22 protein-coding genes and 1 other RNA gene are annotated in these 21,267 nt (G+C 59.6%); 12 read left to right on the forward strand and 11 right to left on the reverse strand.

What is annotated here, in order from left to right; translation table 11 throughout:
• Positions 1-45 precede the first annotated feature (45 nt).
• Positions 46-1,068 carry a flagellar motor protein MotA gene (locus AC07U5_RS03730; protein WP_112521007.1) on the forward strand — a complete coding sequence of 341 codons (1,023 nt, stop codon included), beginning with the start codon at positions 46-48 and terminating at the stop codon, positions 1,066-1,068.
• 2 nt (positions 1,069-1,070) lie between these two features.
• Positions 1,071-2,102 carry a peptidoglycan -binding protein gene (locus AC07U5_RS03735; RefSeq protein ID WP_062427918.1) on the forward strand — a complete coding sequence of 344 codons (1,032 nt, stop codon included), beginning with the start codon at positions 1,071-1,073 and terminating at the stop codon, positions 2,100-2,102.
• A 152-nt stretch (positions 2,103-2,254) separates the two neighbouring features.
• On the opposite strand, the gene AC07U5_RS03740 is transcribed toward AC07U5_RS03735, so the two are convergent.
• On the reverse strand, positions 2,255-4,045 hold the full coding sequence (locus AC07U5_RS03740; protein ID WP_494722336.1) for an ABC transporter transmembrane domain-containing protein: 1,791 nt from the start codon (positions 4,043-4,045) through the stop codon (positions 2,255-2,257).
• A 236-nt stretch (positions 4,046-4,281) separates the two neighbouring features.
• On the opposite strand from AC07U5_RS03740, the gene rpmE reads away from it, so the two are divergent.
• A complete protein-coding gene (gene rpmE / locus AC07U5_RS03745) occupies positions 4,282-4,503 on the forward strand; it encodes a 50S ribosomal protein L31 (protein WP_062427919.1) in 222 nt (73 codons plus the stop codon).
• Positions 4,504-4,748: 245 nt separating this feature from the next.
• Here rpmE and rcdA read toward each other — a convergent pair whose 3' ends face one another.
• From rcdA to AC07U5_RS03760, 3 genes are all read right to left on the reverse strand, one after another.
• Positions 4,749-5,261, reverse strand: a complete 513-nt coding sequence (gene rcdA, locus AC07U5_RS03750; RefSeq protein WP_062427920.1) for a protease adaptor protein RcdA — start codon at positions 5,259-5,261, stop codon at positions 4,749-4,751.
• Between the two features lie 352 nt (positions 5,262-5,613).
• Positions 5,614-5,811: a DUF1192 domain-containing protein gene (locus AC07U5_RS03755; RefSeq protein WP_111849604.1), complete on the reverse strand. Its 198-nt coding sequence runs from the start codon at positions 5,809-5,811 to the stop codon at positions 5,614-5,616.
• On the reverse strand, positions 5,808-7,091 hold the full coding sequence (locus AC07U5_RS03760; RefSeq protein WP_062427922.1) for an MFS transporter: 1,284 nt from the start codon (positions 7,089-7,091) through the stop codon (positions 5,808-5,810). Before AC07U5_RS03760 ends, AC07U5_RS03755 begins: the two co-directional genes overlap by 4 nt.
• A gap of 249 nt (positions 7,092-7,340) precedes the next feature.
• Here AC07U5_RS03760 and AC07U5_RS03765 point away from each other — a divergent pair, with 249 nt between their 5' ends.
• Positions 7,341-7,496 (forward strand): hypothetical protein, encoded by a 156-nt coding sequence (locus AC07U5_RS03765; RefSeq protein WP_165457088.1) that lies wholly within the window; start codon positions 7,341-7,343, stop codon positions 7,494-7,496.
• Positions 7,497-7,638: 142 nt separating this feature from the next.
• On the opposite strand, the gene AC07U5_RS03770 is transcribed toward AC07U5_RS03765, so the two are convergent.
• The 3 genes from AC07U5_RS03770 to AC07U5_RS03780 all read right to left on the reverse strand — a co-directional run bounded on the left by AC07U5_RS03770 (position 7,639) and on the right by AC07U5_RS03780 (position 9,651).
• On the reverse strand, positions 7,639-7,929 hold the full coding sequence (locus tag AC07U5_RS03770; protein ID WP_494722337.1) for a 2TM domain-containing protein: 291 nt from the start codon (positions 7,927-7,929) through the stop codon (positions 7,639-7,641).
• Positions 7,930-8,255: 326 nt separating this feature from the next.
• Positions 8,256-8,390 (reverse strand): helix-turn-helix domain-containing protein, encoded by a 135-nt coding sequence (locus AC07U5_RS03775; RefSeq protein WP_236769615.1) that lies wholly within the window; start codon positions 8,388-8,390, stop codon positions 8,256-8,258.
• A gap of 235 nt (positions 8,391-8,625) precedes the next feature.
• On the reverse strand, positions 8,626-9,651 hold the full coding sequence (locus AC07U5_RS03780; RefSeq protein ID WP_494722338.1) for a class I fructose-bisphosphate aldolase: 1,026 nt from the start codon (positions 9,649-9,651) through the stop codon (positions 8,626-8,628).
• Positions 9,652-9,844: 193 nt separating this feature from the next.
• Here AC07U5_RS03780 and AC07U5_RS03785 point away from each other — a divergent pair, with 193 nt between their 5' ends.
• Complete coding sequence (locus AC07U5_RS03785) at positions 9,845-10,150, forward strand: type II toxin-antitoxin system RelE/ParE family toxin (RefSeq protein WP_494722339.1); 306 nt, start codon at positions 9,845-9,847, stop codon at positions 10,148-10,150.
• A complete protein-coding gene (locus tag AC07U5_RS03790) occupies positions 10,143-10,436 on the forward strand; it encodes an addiction module antidote protein (protein ID WP_112521011.1) in 294 nt (97 codons plus the stop codon). The genes AC07U5_RS03785 and AC07U5_RS03790 overlap by 8 nt, the downstream gene beginning before the upstream one ends.
• Before the next feature lie 8 nt (positions 10,437-10,444).
• On the opposite strand, the gene AC07U5_RS03795 is transcribed toward AC07U5_RS03790, so the two are convergent.
• The 4 genes from AC07U5_RS03795 to tkt form a co-directional block, all read right to left on the reverse strand.
• Positions 10,445-11,647, reverse strand: coding sequence for a phosphoglycerate kinase (locus AC07U5_RS03795; RefSeq protein WP_062598855.1), 1,203 nt, complete (start codon positions 11,645-11,647; stop codon positions 10,445-10,447).
• A gap of 104 nt (positions 11,648-11,751) precedes the next feature.
• Complete coding sequence (locus AC07U5_RS03800) at positions 11,752-13,569, reverse strand: potassium/proton antiporter (protein WP_333630661.1); 1,818 nt, start codon at positions 13,567-13,569, stop codon at positions 11,752-11,754.
• A 191-nt stretch (positions 13,570-13,760) separates the two neighbouring features.
• Positions 13,761-14,771 carry a type I glyceraldehyde-3-phosphate dehydrogenase gene (gene gap / locus AC07U5_RS03805; RefSeq protein WP_062439786.1) on the reverse strand — a complete coding sequence of 337 codons (1,011 nt, stop codon included), beginning with the start codon at positions 14,769-14,771 and terminating at the stop codon, positions 13,761-13,763.
• Positions 14,772-14,916: 145 nt separating this feature from the next.
• Positions 14,917-16,899, reverse strand: a complete 1,983-nt coding sequence (gene tkt / locus AC07U5_RS03810; RefSeq protein WP_112521015.1) for a transketolase — start codon at positions 16,897-16,899, stop codon at positions 14,917-14,919.
• 388 nt (positions 16,900-17,287) lie between these two features.
• Here tkt and AC07U5_RS03815 point away from each other — a divergent pair, with 388 nt between their 5' ends.
• The 6 genes from AC07U5_RS03815 to AC07U5_RS03840 all read left to right on the forward strand — a co-directional run bounded on the left by AC07U5_RS03815 (position 17,288) and on the right by AC07U5_RS03840 (position 21,146).
• Positions 17,288-17,560 (forward strand): DUF4164 domain-containing protein, encoded by a 273-nt coding sequence (locus tag AC07U5_RS03815; protein ID WP_062427932.1) that lies wholly within the window; start codon positions 17,288-17,290, stop codon positions 17,558-17,560.
• A 12-nt stretch (positions 17,561-17,572) separates the two neighbouring features.
• Positions 17,573-17,950 carry a cell division protein ZapA gene (locus tag AC07U5_RS03820; RefSeq protein WP_062427933.1) on the forward strand — a complete coding sequence of 126 codons (378 nt, stop codon included), beginning with the start codon at positions 17,573-17,575 and terminating at the stop codon, positions 17,948-17,950.
• A 79-nt stretch (positions 17,951-18,029) separates the two neighbouring features.
• Positions 18,030-18,187: non-coding RNA, 6S RNA (gene ssrS, locus AC07U5_RS03825), on the forward strand.
• A 279-nt stretch (positions 18,188-18,466) separates the two neighbouring features.
• Positions 18,467-19,729 (forward strand): hemolysin family protein, encoded by a 1,263-nt coding sequence (locus AC07U5_RS03830; protein ID WP_494723250.1) that lies wholly within the window; start codon positions 18,467-18,469, stop codon positions 19,727-19,729.
• Complete coding sequence (locus AC07U5_RS03835) at positions 19,729-20,325, forward strand: 5-formyltetrahydrofolate cyclo-ligase (protein ID WP_494722340.1); 597 nt, start codon at positions 19,729-19,731, stop codon at positions 20,323-20,325. Before AC07U5_RS03830 ends, AC07U5_RS03835 begins: the two co-directional genes overlap by 1 nt.
• Complete coding sequence (locus AC07U5_RS03840; protein ID WP_062598851.1) at positions 20,322-21,146, forward strand: TIGR00282 family metallophosphoesterase; 825 nt, start codon at positions 20,322-20,324, stop codon at positions 21,144-21,146. The genes AC07U5_RS03835 and AC07U5_RS03840 overlap by 4 nt, the downstream gene beginning before the upstream one ends.
• Positions 21,147-21,267 lie beyond the last annotated feature (121 nt).

Below are 21,267 nucleotides of genomic sequence, written 5' to 3' on the forward strand. Positions count from 1 at the left end.
CAGTCTTGAGGGCAAGGTCATGGCAGCATCAAAGGAACGGGCCCTATGGCGGATACGGAACTGCTCGATGTCGGCGTCGAGAAACCGCTGACGAAAGAATATCATCACAAGCTGTCCAGCCCGACGCCGTTCTTATGGACGATGATGATCTTTCTCATCATCGTGTCCTTCCTTGCCGCCATTCTCTTCCGGCAGGCCCAGTCAGCCTTCATGACCAATCCGGGTCTGAACGGCTTCATTCTCGGCGTTCTCGCCATCGGCATCGTTCTGGTGTTCATGCAGATATTGAGCCTGCGCCCTGAAGTGCGCTGGTTCAACAATTTCCAGGCAGCCGGAAGCGTCGACAAGGCCGGGCGTCCGCCGAAGCTCCTGGCGCCGATGCGGGCGCTGATCGGCAAGCGCGGCGAAGTGCGAGTCTCGACCGTCACGCAGCGCTCCATTCTCGATTCCATCGCCACTCGTCTGGATGAATCGCGCGACACCTCGCGCTATCTCATCGGCCTTCTGGTCTTCCTCGGTCTGCTCGGCACCTTCTGGGGTCTGATCGGCACGATCGGCGCCATCAGCGACGTCATCCAGGGCCTCGATCCGACATCCGGCGACAGCAGCGATATTCTGTCGTCGCTGAAATCCGGCCTGACGGCGCCGCTGTCGGGCATGGGCACGGCGTTTTCGTCCTCGCTGCTCGGTCTTTCCGGCTCGCTGATCCTCGGCTTTCTCGATCTCCAGGCGGGCCGCGCGCAAAACCGCTTCTATACCCAGCTGGAAAACTGGCTGTCTTCCGTTACCGATCCGGGCGTCGATCTCTCCGTTGACGGCAAGCCCGTTGCGGCGAGCGGTGCCGCCGGTACCGAGCGTTCGCTTGCCGCCATGCATAATCTGGCGGAGGGCATTCAGGGGCTGGTGAAGAATATGCGCGGCGAGCAGCAAATGCTGCGCGACTGGATCGAAGCGCAGCAGGAGGAATCCAAGGCGCTCCGTCGCACGCTTGACCGTCTCACTGCGCGAATGGATGCCGACCAGAAGGCGGCCAGGCGATCCACTCCCCACGATAACGGGAGCGCGTAGCCATGGCGCTTGCGCGCAACCGCCGTCGCGACAGAGGTATCGATTACTGGCCGGGCTTCGTCGATGCGCTGTCGACGCTGCTGATGGCGATCATGTTTCTGCTCACCGTTTTCGTTCTGGCGCAGTTCGTGCTCTCGCGCGAAATCTCCGGCAAGGACGAGGTCATGACGCGCCTCAACAACCAGATTGCCGAGTTGACCGAATTGCTGGCGCTGGAAAAGGGCAGCAAGCAGGATATCGAAGACACGCTTGCCAATCTGCAATCCACCCTTGCGCAGTCTGAAAACGAACGCTCGCGCCTGCAGGCACTTCTTGATTCCGGCGCGGGCAACAGTTCCGCCGCCAATGCCCGTGTCGGGCAGTTGACGGGCGAGCTTGAGGATGCGCGCGAGGCCGGTGCCAGAGCCTCGACGCAGATCGAATTGCTGAACCAGCAGATCGCCGCACTCAGAGCCCAGATCGCCTCTGTCGAGGCGGCACTGCAGGCGTCGGAAGCCAGGGACACATCCTCTCAGGTGAAAATCGCCGATCTCGGCCGTCGTCTGAACGTGGCGCTGGCGCAGCGTGTGCAGGAGTTGAACCGCTATCGCTCCGACTTCTTCGGACGCCTGCGCGAAATCCTCTCGGACCGCGAGAACATCCGCATCGTCGGCGACCGCTTCGTCTTCCAGTCGGAGGTTCTGTTTCCGTCCGGCGGCACGGATCTCAATCCGGAGGGGCAGGTGGAGATGGCGAAGCTTGCCGCAGCGCTGATCGATCTTGCCAAGGAAATCCCACCGGAAATCAACTGGGTGCTGCGTGTCGATGGTCACACGGACAATGTGCCTCTGTCCGGCTCCGGACGTTTTCGTGACAACTGGGAGCTATCGTCGGCCCGCGCCACATCGGTCGTCAAGTTCCTGATTTCCAAGGGCGTGCCGGCCAACCGTCTGGTCGCAGCCGGTTTTGGCGAATATCAGCCGTTGGCGGAAGGCGAGACTCCGGAAGCCCGTTCGCAGAACCGCCGTATCGAGTTGAAGCTGACGGAGCGCTGATCCTGTCGGGGCAGTGGGGCGCTTTGCGCTCACATCGGGATCGCGGCCTTTAAAGCGTGTCGCGATCTTTCAGATTCGGCCACAAGCTTTGGGTCATTCTTGTCGCATGTGGTGATCGCAAAACCGCTGCGCAGTTTTGCGTGGACCGTGCTTCAAGCCGCGTCGTTGGCATCCGTGTTGAATTGCAGGCGCGCCAGCTTGGCATAGAGACCGCCCTGGCGGATCAGGCTTTGATGCGTGCCTTCCTCGATAATGCGGCCTTCATCCATCACCAGAATGCGGTCGGCCTTGAGCACGGTTGCGAGGCGGTGGGCAATGACGATGGTGGTGCGTTTGGCGATCAGCTCGTCCAGCGCCTTCTGCACCAGCGTTTCGCTTTCGGCATCCAGCGCTGAGGTGGCTTCATCCAAGAGGAGGATCGGCGCATCGCGCAGGATGGCACGGGCAATGGCGATGCGCTGGCGCTGGCCGCCGGAGAGTGTGACACCGCGTTCGCCGGCCACGGTGTCGTAACCTTCTGGGAGTCTGGCAATGAAGCCATCGGCCTGCGCGGCGACCGCTGCAGCCCGCACCTGCTCACGTGTGGCATCCGGTCTGCCGAAGGCAATGTTGTCGTGGATAGAGGAGGCGAAGATCGCCACATCCTGCGGCACGATGGCGAGCCTGGAGCGCAGCTCCTTCAAGGTGACGGAGCGGATATCGGTGCCGTCGATGGTGATGCGGCCGGATTGCGGATCGTAAAAGCGCATCAGAAGCGAAAAGACGGTGCTTTTTCCAGCGCCCGACGGGCCGACGATCGCCACTGTTTCGCCGGCGGCGACGTGGAAGGAGAGGTCGGAGATAATCGGTTTGCCTCCACCCTTCGGATAATGGAAGGCCACATGCTCGAAGCTTGCTTCGCCGCGCGGCGGAACGGGCAGCAAAACGGGTGCGACCGGTTCTTCGACAGGGGACTTTTCCTCCAGCAATTCGGAGAGGCGTTCGGCCGCGCCACCTGCCTGCGACAGCTCGCCCCAGACTTCCGAGAGCTGACCGAGCGAGCTTGCGGCAATGACGGAATAGAGAACGAACTGGCTGAGCGTACCGGCGGAGATCGCACCGGTCAGAACGCTATGCGCGCCATACCAGAGAATGGCAACGACGCTGCCGAAGACCAGGCTGATGGCAACGGCCGTCAGAATAGCGCGGGCGCTGATGGCCGCGCGGGCGCCATGATAGGCCTTCTCCACGGCTGCATCATAGCGGCTGTTTGCCAGCATCTCGGCATTGAAGGACTGGATGGTGCGGCTGGCGGAAATCGTCTCGGAAGCGAAGGCAGACGAAGCGGCAAGCGTATCCTGCGTGGTTCTGGAGCGCGAGCGCACCGAGCGGCCAAAGGCAATCAATGGAAAGACGATGAAGGGAATGGCAAGAAGGGCAAGGCCCGCAAGCTTCGGGCTGGTATAGACCATCATTGCCACGGCGCCGAGACAGAGCAGCGTGTTGCGCAGCGCCACGGAAGCCGACGAGCCGAAGGCGGAGCGGATCTGCACCGTATCGGCCGTGAGGCGTGATGTCAGTTCGCCGGAATGGTTGGTATCGAAGAAGGCCTGCGACAGCGAGGTCAGATGGGCGAAGACATCACGGCGCAGATCGGTCACCACACGCTCGCCGATGATCATCACATAATAATAGCGCATGGCGCTGGCGAGCGCGAGAATGATGGCGATCGCCAGCAGCATGGCAAAATAATCGTTGATCATCGCGCCACCGGTCGCTTCAAAACCGTGGTCGATGATGCGGCGCACGGCAAGCGGTAGCGCAAGCGTGGTGGCGGAGGACAGCACGAGCGCAAAAAGGGCCGCGGCAACCAGGCCGCGATAGCGCTTGAGGTAGGGAAACAGGCTTGCCAGAGGTTTCAGCGTCCTGCGCCCTGCGGGCTTGTGTGCCTCAATGTCTGCCACGTGCATTACTCCTTGGTGCCGCAGGATCAACAGGTCCGGCGGCGACGCCGTTTTGGCGTCTTGATATGTGTCTTGCCGTGATCGGCAGGCACTTGTTATCTCGGCGCCCTTCATGTATAGGCTCCGCATCAAATTGGGAAGCCATGGCCTAAAGGGCTCAGGTTTCATTTATTGAATCGGCTCAGTTGACGCAATTGCGGCAAATGGTCCGCACCCACTTACGCAGGAAGATTGTCATGAAGGCTGAAATCCATCCCGACTATCACATGATCAAAGTTGTCATGACCGATGGTACCGAATACGAAACCCGTTCGACCTGGGGTTCCGAGGGCGCAGTTATGAACCTCGAAATCGATCCCAGATCCCATCCGGCCTGGACTGGTGGCAACCAGCAGCTGATGGACCGCGGCGGTCGCGTTTCCAAGTTCAACAAGCGTTTCGGCGGCCTCGGCCTCTAATCCGTTTGATCATGGACTGCAAAATAACCTCGGAGCGATCCGGGGTTTTTTGTTGTCTGGATGACGGAGCGGGGTGGTCTGCTTCGTGTAGGACGGATCAATGCGTGGCACCCTGCTGATGTGAGACAAGGGTTGCGTTTCAAGCGCTCGTCTGAGGTGCCAGCGATATGGCGCGGCAGACTTCAGACAACAAAAAAGCAGGCCGGAGCCTGCTTCTTCAAAATCATGCGTCGGGAATAGCGCGATCAGTTGCTGTTGAACGCGGTGCGCAGCAGGTTGAGCTGTGCCTGAACGCTGTTTTCGTTGTCCGGTACCTTTGCTTCCGACGGGCGATAGATTTCGCGGTCGAGAAGGGCAACGCGGTTTTGCAGGCGAAGCGAACGCTCGACGAGATCGCGGAAGGATTCCGGAAGGTCGTTCCAGCCTGGAGCGTTGCGATCGACGTTGAAGTTGTCGAGGCGGACCTTGTTCTTTTCGTTGAGAACCTGATCGCGGGTCATCTCGCCATTGTTGACGGCGCGCTGCAGCAGCAGCCAGGAGGCCATCTGCATCAGGCGGGTGGTGAGGCGCATGGACTCCGCGGCATAGAGCACCGATGCCATACGCGGCAGCACCTTGGAGGCTGCGCGACCGGAGCCATCGAGGTAGCTTGCCGTTTCTTCCACCAGGCCCATGCCCTCGGCATAGAGAGTCTTGAACTGGTTCGAGGCTGCGGCGCGGCCGGCGAAGCTGATGGTATTCAAAACCTGTTCCGACATTTCTTTAATCCCTGCTTACGCATGATACGGTGAGGCAACGGAGTTAGCGGGTGAATTGTTCCGGCCTTTGTATTTTCAGGATGATACCAATACCGCAAATGCGCAAGCTGATTATTAAAGAAAGGTTAATACCCACAGTTTTGCAGGTTTTCCAACAGAATAAAAAAAGAGCCGCAAAAGCGGCTCTCAAAGTAAAACAGGGAGAAAAATCAGACCAATTCGCCGATAGGAGAAACTGCCTGAGGTTCAGCAGAACTGAACATGTATAGTAATCTCTCAGAAAGCTTAATATTTGGTTAATGGTAAACGAAAAACTGTCTCACGGGGTAACGTTTGCTCGCCATTCTTCATCTCATCTGGTGCGAAACAGATTTTCCGCAGCCTTGCGGCCCGCCGACTTCTTCTCCTTTTCGCCTTCCAGCCGTTCGATTTCGGCTGACAGAATATTGATGCGTGCGGTCAGCTCATCCACCGAAAGCAGCGCCAGGTCGGCGCCGATGATGTGCGTGGTGTTCTGCTTTTGCGGAAGATCCTCGTCAAAGATACTCATATTCCTGCTCCCTTCTGCAAATCTGCTTCCTCTTCAGGATATTGCGGTGCTCTGGGGTCCAGCGAAGCGCTTTCAGGCGTCAGTAGCGGCGCAGGGGCCGTCGGCATGGTGGAGAAGTTATCCTTCTCCGCGGTGGTGAGCGCGGCGCGCTGCCTCGAGCGGAAGATAGAATAAGCCGTAATCAGAAGATGCGAAACCGCCGTTACCAGAAACAGCGCGTAAGGACCAAAGGAGGTCATGATCGGGCCGCCAAGCGTCGGGCCGATAATGGTGCCGATGCCGTAAAGCAAAAGCAGGCCGCCCGAGACTTTGACGAAATCTTCCGAGGAGGCGAAGTCGTTGGCGTGTGCGACCGCGATCGGGTAGAGCGCATTGGCGGCGGCACCATAAACGCAGATCATTCCGATCAGCACATAGACATGTGTCGGGTGGATGATCGCAATCGCAAGGCCCGCGACGGCGGCGAGCGCCGAGAGGCCTGCCAGCACGAAACGACGGTCGATACGGTCGGACAGCTTGCCAGCCGGAAATTGTGCGAGCGCGCCGACGAAGATGGTGGAACTGACCATGATGGCGATGGTGGTGGGATCGAGCCCCGCACGTGCGCCGAAGACGGCAGCCAGCGTACCATAGGCGCCATTGGCGATGCCGACCAGCAGGATGCCGACGAAGGATACCGGCGAATTGCGGTAGAGCGCCCGAAGATCGAGCTTGACCTTCTTCAGCGGCTGCGGGCTTTCCGCTTTCGACAACATGGCGGGAAGGATGGCGACGCAATAGATGATGGCGCAGACCATGAAGAGCGATGTATTGCCGACATGGCCAAAGGGAATGACGAGCTGTCCGGCTACCACGCCGAAGAGCGTAATGGCGATATAGAGCGAGAAGATCGCACCGCGGCTTTCATTGGTGGCGCGCTCGTTCAACCAGCTTTCGATGATCATCGAGGTTCCGGCCGTGCAGAAGCCCGTCAGGGCACGCAGGGCAACCCAGGAGACGTCGTCGATGAAGAGCCCGGTCAGGAGAACGGTGAGGCAGATGACGGCGACGAAGCTGCCGAAGGCGCGGATGTGGCCGGCCCGGCGCACGATGGCGGGCGCGACGAAACAGCCGATGACGAAGCCTGCCGCCCAGGAGGTGCCGAGAAAACCGAGCACTTCGTTGGAGTAACCTTCCTCTGAACCGCGCACCGGCAGAAGCAGGCCCTGCAGGCCGTTGCCAAGAAAGAGGAAGAGGGTGCTGGTGAGAAGAGCGAATACGGGTAGAATATTTCTGCTCATAAAGTCTCTCTCATGCTGATGCTATTGCCGGTATCATGTGGAAGTTGGTGCGAATAAGACGCCGCCATGGTGAGCATAAAAATGTCCACCCTGTGACGATGTAGAATGAGTTTGACATTTGGCTCACGGATGCGGCAAGCCCTTTAATAGACATTTGCAGTTGAACCGGCGGCAGTTGCCAAGGGTTCCCTCAGAAGATGGCAGAAACGGTGGCACACAGCTTGCCCGATTGAGCCAAAAGGTTGCGTGATGACGAAGGCGATCGGCCTTTTGCTACTTTTGGCCATGGGTATCCAGCTCATCCGCCCGCTCGGATTCCCGGGCTTTAGACGACGCGCCGATTTCTGGAAGATCGCCGTGGTGGCCTTTGTTCTATGGACGCTGGTGCTGCTGCTGCGGCCATGAATTTCGGCGCTCCCATCGATGACGGAAGCGCCTACAGCATGGGCCCGAAAATCGGTCTCGATTTTCGGAAAGCACGATGCGTAGCTTCAAAAAGCTAAAGCGTCCTTTGTGCGTTTAACGAAACGCACGCCGCTTTAGATGATCAGAGTTTGCGCCCGAGATAATCCTCGACCTTCTTGCGCTCCCATGCGGCATTGAGGAAGGGCACGAGGTCAAAGGTGGTCATGCCGTTCATCGCAAGGGCGACACCCCAGCCGAGGGCTGGCCATATGGCCCAGAAGTAATGTGGGCTGGTAACAAGGTTGATGACGAGCAGCATGGCGATGACCAAGACATATTGCGCGACATGCAGGTAGAACTTCTTGATCTTTCGCACGCGCTCGAACGCGAGGGCTTCTTCGGCTTCTCTGGAGTCGACAGCAATGCTTTGCATATCCGTTTCCTTTTCTACGGTCAGTTGCGACACGTCGATCTCGAAGACGGATGTTAGAGCGTTTCCTTGTTAAATAGAAACGTTCTGCCGGAGCAGGTTTTCGTCAGGGCAAAGGCGATTGGCGAAGGGCATACCCAAGGGTACGGTCGAGCCGATCGCCTTTGAGCCTGGCGGAAAGATGCCCGGCCCTTCGGGTTGGTTGAAACGGGCCACCTGCTTGCCCGGACGGCTTGGCCGTATGCTTTGGCTACGGCACGCGCCGCCCGGACAATCAGTCGATCCCGTTTGAACCAACAGAACTGTTTCTATTTAACAAGGAAACGCTCTTACGTTGCGAGCGTTTCCAGGCTCGCGGATTGGCCGCGCTCGATACGCTGAATGGTGCGCACGCTCAAGCCACTGACGATTGCCAACTGCTCCTGCGACCAGCCACGCTGTAGCCTGAGTTTCTGTACCAGCATCATTCTCTCCAAGGTTCGACGCGGTCGACATTTCCGCAAACCGCCATCGATCACCACGCCATCCGCCCGACTGTCGGGTTGCTGTCGGGACGGTGACGGGCCTGTCATGGCGGCATACTGCGCCGGGCGAGCGTGAATTTGAAGAGCGGCGAGCCGCCGCGAAAAGAAAAAGCCGCTCGAGGGGAGCGGCTTTCCGGTACAGTCTTCGATAGGGCTTACGTAGAGAGAAGCGACGTCAGGCCGCCTTCTCAAGCTCCTGCTTCCAGTTGCCGCGCGCTGCCAGAGAATTCATCTCGGCGCGGTGGCGGAAGGCACGCTGGCCGGCTGCGACATTTTCCTGCTTGCCGCCCCAGGCATGGAGTGCTGCTTCCTGCAATGCGCGGCCATAGGAGAAGGTGACCGACCAGGGCAGGTCATAGCCGGCATTGATGGCCGAGAGGTGGGCTGTGGCTTCTTCCGATGACTGGCCGCCGGAAAGGAAAGCGATACCGGGCACAGTGGATGGCACGGTGGCCTTCAGCACCTTCACGGTCTTTTCGGCGACCTCTTCAACGCTTGCCTTGCGGGCATTCTTGCCGTCGATGACCATGTTGGGTTTCAGGATCATGCCTTCCAGATCGACGCGGGCATCATAAAGATCGGTGAATACAGTGCGTAGCACCCATTCGGTCACCTCGGCGCAACGGTCGATGCTGTGGGTCCCAGGCTTGCCGTCCATCAACACTTCCGGCTCGACGATCGGCACGATACCGGCCTGCTGGCAAAGGGCTGCATAGCGTGCAAGCGCCTGGGCATTCGCCTTGATCGATCCCCATGTCGGAAGCCCATCACCAATAGCAATAACGCCGCGCCATTTGGCAAAGCGCGCACCGGCCTCGTAATAGGTCTTCAGGCGATCCGCCAGGCCGTCAAGGCCCTCGGTGACCGTCTCGCCCGGAAAGAAAGCCTGCGGCTTGGCGCCCTTGTCCACCTTAATGCCGGGAACGGCGCCGGCGGCCTTGATGATCTCGACGAAAGGCGTGCCATCGGCGGCCTTCTGGAAGAGGGTTTCCTCGTAGAGAATGACGCCGGAGATGCACTTGGTCATCGCCTCTTCGGTGCGGAACAGCATTTCGCGATAATCACGGCGGCTGGTTTCGGTCGATTCCAGACCGATCGTATCGAAGCGCTTCTTGATCGTGCCGGTGGACTCATCCGCCGCCAGCAGTCCCTTGCCGTTCGACATCATTTTTTGTGCAATATCTTGAAGACGTTCGGTCATTTGCAGTTCTCCCAATACATAATCATACTCAGATACCAGACAGAGGCAGAAAGATGGCAGGCTAATGCCTTGAATCGTTTGAAATAGTTTTAGTAAGTTGAAGGTCCTGAAGTTGTAGTTTGCGCAGTTTGGTCGTCGCGATCAATTCATTCGATTGCTTGATTGATCGTAGTTTTTAGACTACATAAGCAGAATGTTCGAGCTGAAGCAGACCTCCGTCTTTTCCAAATGGGAATCAAAGCTGCGAGATAAACGCGCCAGGACGATTATCGCTGCACGTCTGATGAGGTTGGCTGCAGGCTTGCCCGGAGACGTCGAAGCTGTCGGAGACGGCGTCAGCGAACTACGAATTCACCAAGGGCCGGGATACCGGATTTACTTTCAAAAACGGGGAAGCGTTTTGATCGTGCTGCTGTGTGGCGGGGACAAAGGATCGCAGCCGCGCGATATCGCGCTTGCCAAAACGCTGGCCAAGGAATGGAGCGAACGAGATGAGTGAGAAACTAACGACCTACGACCCTGCTGCCGCTCTCGTCGACGATGAGGAAATCGCCGCATTCATGGCCGACGCCTTTGAGACTGGCGACGCGCTCTATGTGGCGAAAGCGCTAGGCGTTGTCGCCCGCGCCAAAGGGATGACAGAGATAGCCCGTAAAACCGGCCTATCACGCGAGCAGCTCTACCGCTCGTTCAGTGAGAACGGAAATCCCACGCTCAAGACGACATTTGCCGTGATGCGCGCTCTTGGCATTGAGATGACTGCCAAGACGCACGCTTCACAATAAGCAGACGCTTACTTCTGTTCCTGCAGAATGGCGACGCCGGGCAGGACCTTGCCTTCCATCCATTCGAGGAAGGCGCCGCCGGCTGTCGAGATGTAGGTGAAGTCTTCGGCAACGCCCGCATGGTTCAGCGCTGCGACCGTATCACCGCCGCCGGCGACGGAGACGAGCTTGCCGGACTTGGTGCATTCGGCGGCATGGCGGGCGGCAGCGACCGTTGCGGTGTCGAAGGGTTCGATTTCGAAGGCGCCGAGCGGGCCGTTCCAGACCAGCGTTTCTGCGCGCGAGATCCAGCCCTTGATGGCTTCGACCGATTTTGGACCGACATCGAGTACCATGGCGTCTTCGGGGATGGCGTTGATATCGACAATCTCGTTGGCGGCATTGGCCTTGAACTCGCGGGCAACGACGCCGTCATCCGGCAGCACGATGGCACAGCCAGCCGTTGCGGCTTCGATCATGATCTGCTTTGCGGTTTCGGCCAGATCATGCTCGCAGAGCGACTTGCCGACCTGCGTGCCGCGGGCGGCGAGGAAGGTGTTGGCCATGCCGCCGCCGATGACGAGCGCATCGACCTTCTTGACGAGGTTCATCAGGAGATCGATCTTGGTGGACACCTTGGCACCGCCGACAATGGCAACCACCGGGCGGGCAGGGGCGCCGAGACCCTTTTCCAGCGCTTCCAGTTCCGCCTGCATGGTGCGGCCGGCATAGGCCGGCAGATGGCGTGCGAGACCTTCGGTGGAGGCATGGGCGCGGTGGGCTGCGGAGAAGGCATCGTTGACGTAGACATCGCCGTTCTTGGCAAGCTCGGTGACGAAGGCCGGATCGTTCTTTTCCTCGCCCTTGTGGAAGCGGGTGTTTTCCAGAAGCAGGATATCGCCATCATTCATCTTGGCGATGGCGTCCGCAGCAGCCGGACCAATGCAATCGGTGGCGACGTGGACGGCGTGGTCGAGAACCTCTTCAAGCGCAGGCGCGATCAGCGACAGCGACATGTCAGCAACCGGCTCGCCCTTGGGGCGACCGAAATGGGCGAGCAGAATGACCTTGGCGCCCTTGTCCGAGAGTTCCAGGATGGTGGGTGCCACGCGTTCCAGGCGGGTCTTGTCCGTCACCTTGCCGTCAGCAACCGGCACATTGAGATCGACGCGAACGAGAACGCGCTTTCCGGAAATGTCGGTGAGGTCGTCAAGGGTCTTGAAGGCGGGCATAGATCAATCCTGTAAAACGTGTTTGAAACAATGTCTTCGGGCGCGACCATACTATGCCTGACCAACGACGCAAGGCGTTTTCGTCACGATGCCATGACGCGCTTTCACTTCGCGTTCAGGCGGGCACGGCGCCTTTCCTTGCGGTGCTCGCGGGCGCGGTGGATGATGTCTTTCAGGTTGATGAAGATCGGCAGCGTGGTCGCCGGTTCGACCGGTTCCAGCGAAATGCCGATGCTGGAAATCGCGTGGTTTTCATCGAGATCGCGGACGATCAGGATCAGCGAGCCGAGACGGATGCGATCGGCATATTCAGCCTTTCCGCCAAGGCGGGTTTCGATCAGTTCGCCAACGGTAAGCGACTGCTCCTGGGGCGTGATCAGCCCAGGCCCGTAGGATGCATCCAGTTCCGTTGCCGGGCGTTGCGGCGAGATGGCGAAGGTACCGAAAATGTCCTCGTCATCGGCGGTCACCGGCTTGGCGCTGGCAAAGAGGCGGTCGAGCAGCCTTGCATTGCTGGGGATGACGAAGAGATAGACGAGATCGTTTTCCCGAAGCCTGCCGGCATATTGATAGCGGATCGAGGTGCCGTCGCGCACGACCAGAGACGGCATGGCCCAGCGGGGAATGCGCTCGCCCTGCAGGATCGCGCTGCCCTTTGCCACACGGTAGGAGATCAGCTCGTGGGTTGCCGTGCCGGGCAGATCCACTTCCAGCTTGTCCACCTCACCCATGCGCGGCGGTACCACGAGGCCGAGACGGGTTGCGACGGGCTTGATCGTCCAGCCCTGCAAGAGAAGCGAGACGAGCACGATGATGAAGGCGGCGTTGAAATAGATCTCGGCATTGTTGAGCCCCCCAAGTGCGGGCAGGATGGCGAGCAGAATGGAGACGGCACCGCGCAGACCGACCCATGCAACGAAGCTCGTTTCCTGCTGGGTGTAGTTGAAGGGCATGAGGCTCAGCCACACCGCAAGCGGCCTTGCAACGAAAATGAGGAAGAGCGCAAGCAGGATGGCGGGAATGATGATGGCCGGGAACTGCGAGGGTGTCGCAAGCAGGCCGAGCATCAGGAACATGATGATCTGCGCCAGCCATGTCATGCCCTCATGAAAACGGCGGATGGCGCCCTTGGCAAAAATCTTGCGGTTGCCGGAAACGATGCCCGCAACATAGACGGCGAGGAAGCCACTGCCGTTCAGCGCGCCGGTGAAGGAGAAGACGAGGAGCGCCAAGGCCAGGACGAGGATGGGTGCGAGCCCGCGATCCATGGTGAAGCGGTTGACGACCTTGACGATCATCAGCCCGCCGAGCACGCCGAAGATCAGGCCAAGTCCCATTTCTTCGAGGAACATCAGCAGGAAGCCGGTATCGAAACCCGCCAACCCCTTGCCGCGGCCAACGACCTCCACCAGTGCGATGGTCAGAAAAATCGCCATCGGATCGTTGGTGCCGGATTCCACTTCCAGCGTGGAGCGCACCTGGTCACGAATATGGATGCCGCCGATGCGCAGCAGGAAGAACACGGCTGCCGCATCGGTGGAGGCGACGATGGAGCCGAGCAGCAGTCCTTCCAGCCAGGAGAAACCGAGCAGTAGCGCAGCAGCGCCCGCGAAGAACACCGCCGTCAGGACGACACCGACCGTGGCAAGTGTCAGGGCGGGCCGGGACGAGAGCCGGAAGGTCTGTAATGGCGTGCTGAAACCGGAATCGAAGAGGATGACCGCCAGCACCAGCGAGCCGAGCATATAGGCCAGCGCGCTATTGGTGAATTCGATGCCGAGACCATCCTTGCCCGCGGCAAGCCCGATCATCAGGAAGAGAAGGAGCAGGGGCGCGCCAAAGCGGTAGGCGATCAGGCTGGAAAAGGCGGCTGCAAGAACAAGGACGTTGGCGACCAGCAGCAAGAGATAAAATGATTCCAATGCCCTAACCTTTGCAAGCGATGCTTTGAAGCTGGCGCACAGCCTCCCGTCTGCGACTACCGAATCTTGTCAGTGATTGTTCAGGTTGAAAATGGACCAGAGCAAGGCGGGAGTGCCGGCGCCGGCGACGGACCCATAAAAAAACCGGCGGGATTGCTCCCACCGGTTCTGATTTGTCATCGACCGCCGGATCAGATGGTCTTGGCGAAAGCCACGGCCGTGTCGGACATGCGGTTGGAGAAGCCCCACTCGTTGTCGTACCAGGAGAGCACGCGCACAAAGTTGCCTTCCATGACCTTGGTCTGGTCGGTGGCGAAGATCGAGGAGTGGCTGTCGTGGTTGAAGTCACGCGAAACCAGCGGCTCGTCGGTGTAGCCGAGAACGCCCTTCAGCGCGCCGTTCGACGCAGCCTTGATGGCTTCGTTGATTTCAGCAACCGAGGTTGCCTTCTTGGCGACGAACTTGAAGTCGACGACCGAGACGTTTGGTGTGGGAACGCGGATCGAGGTGCCGTCCAGGCGGCCCTTGAGGTGCGGCATGACGAGACCGACGGCCTTGGCAGCACCGGTCGAGGTCGGGATCATCGACAGCGCTGCGGCGCGGGCGCGGTAGAGATCCTTGTGCATGGTGTCCAGCGTCGGCTGGTCGCCCGTGTAGGAGTGGATCGTCGTCATGAAGCCATGGTCGATGCCGATCAGGTCATCGAGAACCTTGACGACCGGTACCAGGCAGTTGGTGGTGCAGGACGCGTTGGAGATGACGAGGTGGTCCTTCGTCAGCTGGTCGTGGTTTACGCCGAAAACAACCGTCAGGTCGGCGCCGTCGGCCGGAGCCGAAACGATGACGCGCTTTGCGCCAGCCGTCAGGTGGGCGGCAGCCTTGTCACGGGCGGTGAAGATGCCGGTGCATTCCAGCGCGATATCGACGCCGAGTTCGCCATGCGGCAGCGTTGCGGGGTCGCGCACGGCGGTGACCTTGATCGGCTTGCCGCCGCCAACGGTGATCGTGTCGCCTTCGACCTTCACCTCGGCCGGGAATTTGCCGTGAATGGAGTCGTAACGCAGCAAGTGTGCATTGGTCTCGACAGGGCCAAGATCGTTGATGGCGACGACTTCGATGTCGGTGCGGCCGGATTCGACGATGGCGCGAAGGACGTTACGGCCGATGCGGCCGAAGCCGTTAATGGCTACTTTTACAGTCATTTACAGTCTCCCGATCAATAATTTACGTCTGAATGGAATAGCTTGGGCGCAAAGTGGCGAAGGCGTGGGGCGCGCTCCACCGCTTGCGGCGGTCGACGACCGAAGATCATGGCGTGCGAGACGCCCTGATCTTCGGTCAATGGGATCAGCCGAGCTTTTCTTCGGCTGCGGCGACAACCGCTTCCGCGGTGATGCCGAAGTGCGGGAAGAGGTCCTTGGCCGGTGCAGAGGCACCGAAGGACTGCATGCCGACGAAAGCGCCGTCATTGCCAATAAAGTAATCCCAGCCCTGGCGAATGGCCGCTTCGACGGCGATCTTGACCGGCGCGTTGCCGATGATCGCCTGACGATAGGTTTCCGGCTGCTCCTTGAAGAGTTCGAAGCAGGGCACGGACACGACGCGGGCGGAAATGCCCTTGTCCTTCAGCGTTGCGGCGGCCTTCAGCGCAAGCTCGACTTCCGAGCCGGAGGCGAAGATCGAGACCTTCGCATCGCTTGCCGAAACCAGTTCGTAGGCACCGTAGGCAACGAGGTTCTTCTCCTCATAGTCCTTGCGGGCCGGCGTCAGGTTCTGGCGTGTAAGCGCCAGTGCGGAGGGACGATGCTTTTCATGCAGGGCAAGCTGCCAGGCTTCTGCCGTTTCGGTCTCGTCTGCCGGGCGGAAGACCAGAAGGTTCGGAATGGCGCGCAGCGCCGCGATCTGTTCCACCGGCTGGTGGGTCGGGCCGTCTTCGCCAACGCCGATCGAGTCATGCGTCAGGACGTGAACGACGCGGATGCCCATCAGTGCGGCAAGGCGGATCGACGGACGGCAATAGTCCGAGAAGATCAGGAAGCCGCCGGAGTAGGGGATCAGACCGCCATGCAGCGAAATGCCGTTCATGGCCGCAGCCATGCCGTGTTCGCGGATGCCGTAATGCATGTAACGACCGGAGAAGTCGGTCGGCGTGATCGACACCATCTGGCTGGTCTTGGTGTTGTTGGACGGTGTCAGGTCGGCAGAGCCGCCGAGCATTTCCGGCACGACGCCGTTGATGACTTCGAGTGTATCTTCGGAAGCCTTGCGGGTGGCAACCGTCGGGTTGTTGGCCGCAACCTTCTTCTTGAAGGCGTCGATGGAGCTGTCGAAGTTGCCGGGCAGATCGCCGGCGAAACGGCGCTTGAACTCGGCCTTCTTCCCACCCTCGACCGCTTCCAGGCGGGCTTCCCACTCCTGGCGTGTCTTGGTGGAGCGCAGACCTGCCAGACGCCATGCGTCGAGCACGTCTTCAGGAATGACGAAGGGTTCGGCTTCCCAGTTGAGATGCTTGCGGGTCGCAGCAATTTCTTCTGCACCGAGCGGCGAGCCGTGTACCTTGTGGGTGCCGGCCTTGTTCGGGGCGCCGAAGCCGATCGTGGTCTTGGCTGCGATAAAGGTTGGGCGATCCGACTTGTGGGCTTCTTCGATGGCAGCGGCAATCGCTTCCGGGTCGTGGCCGTCGATCTCGATCGTGTGCCAGTGAACCGCTTTGAAGCGTTCGATCTGGTCGGTGGAGTCGGACAGGCCGACTGCGCCGTCGATCGTGATGTTGTTGTTGTCCCAGAAGAGCACGAGCTTGTTCAGGCGCAGATGGCCGGCAAGCGCGATTGCTTCATGGCTGATGCCTTCCATCAGGCAGCCGTCGCCGCACAGAACGTAAGTATAATGGCTCTGCAGATCGGAGCCGAATTCTTCTTCCAGCTTGCGCTCGGCAATGGCCATGCCGACAGCATTGGCAATGCCCTGGCCGAGAGGACCGGTGGTGGTCTCGATGCCGGTGGCATGACCATATTCCGGGTGGCCGGCGGTCTTGGAGCCAAGCTGACGGAAGCGCTTGATCTCGTCGATCGTCATGTCTTCGTAGCCGGTCAGATACAGGCACGAGTAGAGCAGCATGGAGCCGTGGCCGGCAGACAGCACGAAACGGTCGCGGTCGGGCCAGTGCGGCGCCTTGGGATCGAATTTCAGGTAGCGGGTAAAGAGAACGGTGGCGACATCCGCTGCTCCCATCGGCAGGCCGGGGTGGCCGGAATTGGCCTTCTCCACAGCATCCATGGCAAGAAATCGGATTGCATTGGCCATCCGGTCGTGTTTGTCGCGAGAAATCATGGCTTTTCCGTTTGTTCCGGGTGAAAGGAGATAGTCGTTCTAACTATCCAAAAAGCGGGTTGATCCATAGCAGGTAGGGCGGCTCTGTCAATAAATCCAGCCTGATGTTGCGGTTCGATCGGTCACAAAAATCGTTTCGCATCAAAAGATTCGCGCGCCGCCCATGGCCACATTCGATCTCGCGCAAGCTTCGCGCCGCGCTGTGGCCATAATCAGGCAGGGATGGGGAAGCCCATGTTTGCGACTTTGCATTCATCCACAGCCCAAAGTGCTTGAATGTATTGGTTTGATTGACGCGGGCGCAAAACGGGTAATATCGTATCAATGCCTTGAGTGACATCGGGCGGCAACGATTCGGGCGTGCCGCTTATGCGGTTTGGAAGAAACGATGACGGCGGAAAAAACAATACAAGTCGCGCTGTCGGAGCTCAGCTCCGCAATCACCAGCCTTGAAAACGCCCTCGACATGCGCCTGGAGCGCCAGCGGGAAAGTGCCGAGGTGGAGGGTGAGGTCAAGCGCGTGCACGTGGATCGTGCCCGTCTTGCCCAGGAGCTCGACCAGTCGCAGTTCCGCGCCAATCGCCTGGAAGAGGTGAACCGCGAGGTCTCGCGCCGCCTGGTGACCGCCATGGAAACCATCCGCGCCGTACTGGACAGATAAGAGGAGGCCCGCATGGCTCAAGTCACCGTGATGATCGACGGCAAGGCCTATCGCATGGCCTGCGAAGCCGGGCAGGAAGACCATCTGACCGATCTCGCAGCGCGTTTCGACCGCTATGTCGGCCATCTGAAGAGCCAGTTCGGCGAGATCGGCGATCTGAGGCTGACCGTCATGGCCGGCATCATGATCACCGATGAGATGTCCGAGCTGTCGCGCAAGATCGAAGCGCTGGAAAACCAGGTGGCGTCCTTGCAGCAGAACCGCGACGGCATGGCCGAAAGCAAGGCGAAGGCCGACGAGCAGATCGTGCTCGCCATCTCCGATCTCGCCATGCGGCTCAACGGCATTACCGAGAAACTGGTGGAGAGACCGAAGCCTTCGGTCAATTGAGATTGCGAGCGTAAGCCTGCCATCAAGATTGTCTTCGATAGCCTCTTTCGAAACGGACCGATCCATCATATATAGAGCATGCGTTCTGCGCTTCTCGACAGGAACCACAATCCCTGGGGCCATACTCGATCCAAAGGGAGCTGTCCCTGGCCAGCCTCGTGGGGCTGGACACACGGTGCCCACCTACGTTTGTAGGCACCCAGGATCGTAAACATCCATCGGTCGTCGCGGACGCACTTTATCATTTTTTTGCCTTATGCTGCCGTGCTCATTTCCGGCGTGGCAACAAACCTTCGGTTTCAAATCGCGTCCTTCTGCTTGAGCGTGACGCCCACGATTATTTTATCCGTTTGACGATGAAAGCTTTGCAATGGCGCTATGTTGTCATTGCATTGGTGGAACAAATCTTTATTATTCGGATTGGTATGTCCGTTCAGCCTCTCCTCAAGGCGAATGCGGTTGCAACCGCGACGTGCCGTTCAACAGCCCAAAGAGCTAAACTTGTTTACTGAAATTATGATCGTGGTCCTGCTCACCGTATTGAACGGGGTGCTCGCCATGTCCGAGCTTGCTGTCGTCTCTTCCAGACCGGCGAGACTTAAAGTGCTGGCCGCGCAAGGCAGCAAGGGTGCCACGATGGCGCTCAATCTTTCTGAAAATCCCGGACGGTTTTTGTCCACCGTGCAGATCGGTATTACGCTGGTCGGCGTTCTTTCCGGTGCCTTTTCCGGCGCCACACTTGGTGCCCGCTTCACGCTTTGGCTCGCTGAACAGGGCGTGCCGGACCGTGCCGCCGATGCGCTTGGCGTCGGCGTCGTGGTTGTTGCCATTACCTATCTCTCGCTGATCGTCGGCGAACTTGTGCCCAAGCAGATCGCGCTGCGAGACGCTGAAAAGGTCGCAGCCCGCGTCGCGCCTGCCATGGTGTTCCTGTCGAAGATCGGCGCGCCCGTCGTCTGGCTTCTCGACAAGTCGGGCAGGATCGTGCTCGCTCTCCTCGGTCATAACGGTGAATCCAACGCTTCTGTCACCGATGATGAAATCCGCACCGTTCTGGCCGAAGCGCACAGCGCCGGCGTGATCGAAACCGAGGAATCGGCGATGATCACCAGCGTCATGCGCCTGGCCGACCGCAACGCCCGCGGCCTGATGACGCCGCGTCGCGACGTGGAAGTCGTCGATATCGAGGACACGGCTGAGGAAATCCGCGAGCAGCTTCGTGCCACCCAGCGTTCGCGCCTTCCGGTGCGCAACGGTGCCTCGGATGAAATTCTCGGCGTTCTCTTCGCCAAGGATGCCTTCGATGCGCTGGCGTCCGGCAAGGAACTGAACATTCGCGAGTTGCTGCGTGAAGTACCGGTCGTTTCCGACCTCACCAGCGCCGTCGACGTGATCCAATCGCTGCGCCGTTCCACGGTGCATATGGTTCTCGTCTATGACGAATATGGCCACTTCGAAGGCATCATCAGCTCCGGCGACATTCTGGAGGCCATTACCGGTGCCTTCCAGGAGGACGACGGCGAAGAGCCTGCGATGGTGGAGCGCGAGGATGGCAGCTTCCTGGTTGCCGGCTGGATGGCGGCCGATGAGTTTGCCGATCGCATGGGCTTCCAGATCGATGAAGATGCCGAATTCGAAACCGTCGCCGGTCTGGTGCTGGACGAGTTCCGCCGCCTGCCGGAACTGGGCGAGCACATAACGCGCAACGGCTGGCGCTTCGAGGTCATCGATCTCGACGGCCACCGCATCGACAAGGTCCTGGTCAGCCGGGCTGCCTGATGAACGAAGCCGGTTCTCTGACAAAAGCGCAATTGCGTCTCGAGCGTCTCGCCCAGCGGGACGCTCTTTCCGTTGAAGACCGCCAAACAAAAAGTCTTGCGATGGCGCAGTCGGGTGCGCAGGCCTTGTCCTTCGCCTCCGGTACGGTGATTTCCGGTTTCATGCCGATCCGCTCCGAAGCCGACACCCGGCCGCTGATGGAAGCCCTGCGCGACAAGGGCGCCACGCTTTGCCTGCCGGTGATGCTTGACCGCGAGACCATTGTCTTTCGCGCCTTCGCTCGCAACGCCGAACTGGTGAAGACGGGCTTCGGCACGAGCGGGCCGGATGAGAGCGCTGCGGTCCTTGATCCGCATATTCTGCTCGTGCCGCTTTCCGCCTTCGATGGCACCGGTCAGCGCATCGGCTATGGCGCCGGGCATTATGACCGCGCCATTGCCCGCCTGCATGCAAAAGGACTGGAACCACTGTTGATAGGGATTGCATTCGATTGCCAGGAAGTGCCATCAGTGCCGGCTGAAGCGCACGACGTTGCGCTGGACGCGATTTTGACCGAAAGCGGCTTGCGGCATTTTTCTGGCAGGGCAGGGGCATGAGACTACTTTTTCTCGGAGACATGGTTGGCAAGACCGGACGCACGGCCGTCTGGGAAAAGTTGCCGGGGCTGATCTCCGACCTGAAACTGGATTTCGTCATCGTCAATGGCGAGAACGCCGCTGGCGGCTTCGGGATTACAGAAGACATCTATCTGGAAACGATCAATGCAGGCGCGGATGTCGTCACCACCGGCAACCATGTCTGGGACCAGAAGGAAGCGGTGTCATTCTGCGAGCGCCACGACCAGTTCCTGCGGCCCGCCAACTACCCGAAGGGCACGCCCGGCAAGGGTTCCGGCCTGTTCTATGCCCGCAATGGCGCGCGTGTGCTGGTTGCCAACATCATGGGCCGCGTCTTCATGCATCCTGAGCTGGATGATCCCTTCAGTTCGGCGGAGAGCATTCTGGCGGCCTGCCCGCTCAAGGAACAAGCGGACGCGATCATCTTCGATTTTCACGCGGAAGCGACCAGCGAGAAGCAATGCTTCGGCCATTTCGTCGACGGTCGCGCGAGCTTCGTCGTCGGCACGCATACGCATGTGCCGACCGCTGACGCCCAGATCCTGAACGGCGGAACCGCCTATATGTCGGATGCCGGCATGTGCGGCGATTACGATTCCTCGCTTGGCATGGAAAAGGAAGAGCCGATCAACCGGTTCATTTCGAAAATGCCGAAGGGTCGCTTCGAGGCGGCCAGTGGCCCGGCGACATTGTGTGGTGTCGGGGTCGAGATTTCCGATAGCACCGGGTTGGCGGAGAAGATCGCGCCTTTGCGGATCGGACCGCGGTTGGCGGAGACTGTGCCGGCGTTTTGGGCTTGATGGGTTTGCGGCCGGTTCGGGCGTAAGCTACGCTCACCCCATCCAATGACAACAATGTGAGCGCCCTCCACCGCTTACACCTAGACGAACCCCCATCCTTGCCGCATCTTTTCGTCCATTC

Source organism: Agrobacterium sp. GW821-FHT02D03, assembly GCF_059421725.1.